2 rRNA genes are annotated in these 3,245 nt (G+C 50.0%); both read left to right on the top strand.

The features are described from left to right. Positions 1-135 precede the first annotated feature (135 nt). Positions 136-3,062, top strand: a 23S ribosomal RNA gene (locus EO114_RS07745). Positions 3,063-3,126: 64 nt separating this feature from the next. Next, positions 3,127-3,243 (top strand): 5S ribosomal RNA (gene rrf, locus EO114_RS07740). Positions 3,244-3,245: the final 2 nt, after the last annotated feature.

Raw genomic sequence — 3,245 nt, 5'->3', positions numbered from 1 at the left:
TAATTTATGATTTGGTCTCTTAGAGTTGACTCTAAGGGTTAGACCAAGCACATAGATTCTCTAAATTAACTTATAAGGTGAGAGCATCCGAAAGGATGACTCTAAAGCAAAAGACATAACCATATGTCACTATCAAGTAAAGATAGTAAGGGCATACGGTGGATGCCTTGGCTATACTGGCCGAAGAAGGACGCGGTAAGCTGCGAAAAGCTACGGAGAGGTGCAAGCGACCATTGACCCGTAGATATCCGAATGGGGGAACCCGGCAGAGTGAAGCTCTGTCACCCATACCAGAGAGTATGAGGAGGGCACCTGGGGAACTGAAACATCTAAGTACCCAGAGGAAAAGTAATCAAACGAGATTCTCTTAGTAGCGGCGAGCGAACGGGGAAGAGCCCAAACCGGACTGGTTCGCCAGACCGGGGTTGAGGACTGCTAACAAGCATAAATGGGATAGACGAACCGACTTGGAACGGTCGGCCGAAGAAGGTGAAAGCCCTGTAGTCGAAATCCTGCATATGTGGAGCAGTATCCAGAGTACCACGAGACACGTGAAACCTTGTGGGAAGCAGGGGGGACCACCCTCCAAGGCAAAATACCAGTATGGACCGATAGCGCATAGTACCGTGAGGGAAAGGTGAAAAGCACCCCGGGAGGGGAGTGAAAGAGAACCTGAAACCGTATGTCTACAAACAGTCGAAGACCGTATAATTGCAGGTCGACGGCGTGCCTATTGAAGAATGAACCGGCGAGTTACTGTCACTAGCGAGGTTAAGCGGAAAACGTGGAGCCGAAGCGAAAGCGAGTCTGAATAGGGCGAGGAGTTAGTGGTAGTAGACCCGAAACCGTAGTGATCTATCCATGGCCAGGTTGAAGCACAGGTAAAATTGTGTGGAGGACCGAACTCGTGAGCGTTGAAAAGCTTTGGGATGAGTTGTGGATAGGGGTGAAATGCCAATCGAACACGGAGATAGCTGGTTCTCCCCGAAATAGCTTTAGGGCTAGCCTCATGGTAAAGAGTATAGGCGGTAGAGCTCTGATCGGGCTAGGGCCCACACCGGGTACCGAACCTAGTCAAACTACGAATGGCTATACTTATACATGGGAGTCAGACTATGAGTGATAAGGCCCATAGTCAAGAGGGAAACAGCCCAGACCACCGACTAAGGCCCCCAATGCTGCATTAAGTGGCAAAGGATGTGGAGTTTCCAAAACAACCAGGATGTTGGCTTAGAAGCAGCCACCATTTAAAGAGTGCGTAATAGCTCACTGGTCGAGAGACTCTGCGCCGAAAATGTCCGGGGCTAAAATGCAGAGCCGAAGTCGTGGCAATGGTAGTAATACCATTGGGTAGGGGAGCGTTCTTATTGGATTGAAGCAGTACCGGAAGGAGCTGTGGACTGGTAAGAAGTGAGAATGCCGGTATGAGTAGCGAAAAGAAAGGTGAGAATCCTTTCCACCGAAAGCCTAAGGGTTCCTGAGCAACGATCGTCGTCTCAGGGTAAGTCGGGACCTAAGCCGAGGCGGAAAAGCATAGGCGATGGACAACAGGTTGAAATTCCTGTACTAGTATGAATTGTTTGATCGATGGAGTGACGCAAACAGGTAGGTTAGCATGCGATTGGAAGTGCATGTTTAAGCGTGTAGGTTGAGTAATAGGTAAATCCGTTACTCTAAAAGCTGAGGCGTGATGACGAGCTCATAAGAGCGAAGTAATTGATCCTAAGTTGCCGAGAAAAGCTTCTAGGTAGAGACATACTACCCGTACCAAAACCGACACAGGTAGGCGGGGAGAGAATCCTAAGGTGCGCGGGAAAACCCTCGTTAAGGAACTCGGCAAAATGCATCCGTAACTTCGGGAAAAGGATGACCCATGTAGTGTGAAAGCTTGTAACGGCTCTAGCATGAATGGGTGGCACAAGAGAGGCGCAAGCGACTGTTTACCACAAACACAGGTGCCTGCTAAAGCGAAAGCTGATGTATAGGTGCTGACACCTGCCCGGTGCTGGAAGGTTAAGAGGAGGGGTTAGAAGTAATTCGAAGCTCTGAATTGAAGCCCCAGTAAACGGCGGCCGTAACTATAACGGTCCTAAGGTAGCGAAATTCCTTGTCGGGTAAGTTCCGACCCGCACGAAAGGTGTAACGACTTGCGCACTGTCTCAACGAGGGACCCGGTGAAATTGAAGTACCTGTGAAGATGCAGGTTACCCGCGACTGGACAGAAAGACCCCATGGAGCTTTACTGTAACTTAGGATTGATTTTAGTTAATGAATGTACAGGATAGGTGGGAGACGTAGAAGCTAGGGCGCTAGTCTTAGTGGAGTCGCTGTTGGGATACCACCCTTTGATTAATTGAAATCTAACGGGAAGAGTAACGACCTTCCGGACAGTCCTAGGTGGACAGTTTGACTGGGGCGGTCGCCTCCTAAAGAGTAACGGAGGCGCCCAAAGGTTCCCTCAGAGCGGACGGAAATCGCTCGAAGAGTGTAAAGGCAGAAGGGAGCTTGACTGCGAGACCAACAAGTCGAGCAGGGACGAAAGTCGGGCTTAGTGATCCGGTGGTGCCGAGTGGAAGGGCCATCGCTCAACGGATAAAAGCTACCCTGGGGATAACAGGCTAATCTCTCCCAAGAGTCCATATCGACGGGGAGGTTTGGCACCTCGATGTCGGCTCATCACATCCTGGGGCTGAAGTAGGTCCCAAGGGTTCGGCTGTTCGCCGATTAAAGTGGTACGTGAGCTGGGTTCAGAACGTCGTGAGACAGTTCGGTCCCTATCCATCGCGGGCGAAAGAAACTTGAAGGGGGCTGCTCCTAGTACGAGAGGACCGGAGTGGACGAACCGCTGGTGTACCAATTATCCTGCCAAGGGTACAGTTGGGTAGCTACGTTCGGGACGGATAAACGCTGAAAGCATCTAAGCGTGAAACCAGCCTTGAGATGAGGTTTCTCATAGCATAAGCTAGTAAGATCCCATGTAGACGACATGGTTGATAGGCCAGGTGTGGAAGTGCTGCAAGGCATGGAGCTGACTGGTACTAATAGATCGAGGGCTTTACTTAAAGAACAAACTTGTAAGTTAATATATTATCTTTCTATGTAGTTTTCAGGGAACACCCTGACAAATTCAGTGACGATGGCTACGAGGAACCACCTGTTCCCATCCCGAACACAGTAGTTAAGCTCGTAAACGCCGAAAGTACTTGGCTGGAAACGGCCTGGGAGGATAGGAAGTCGCTGATAAA

Origin of the sequence: Veillonella sp. 3627 (assembly GCF_003992195.1) — a bacterium.
In the GTDB taxonomy this organism is placed as follows: domain Bacteria; phylum Bacillota; class Negativicutes; order Veillonellales; family Veillonellaceae; genus F0422.
This window is presented reverse-complemented; position numbering and strand designations above follow the sequence as displayed.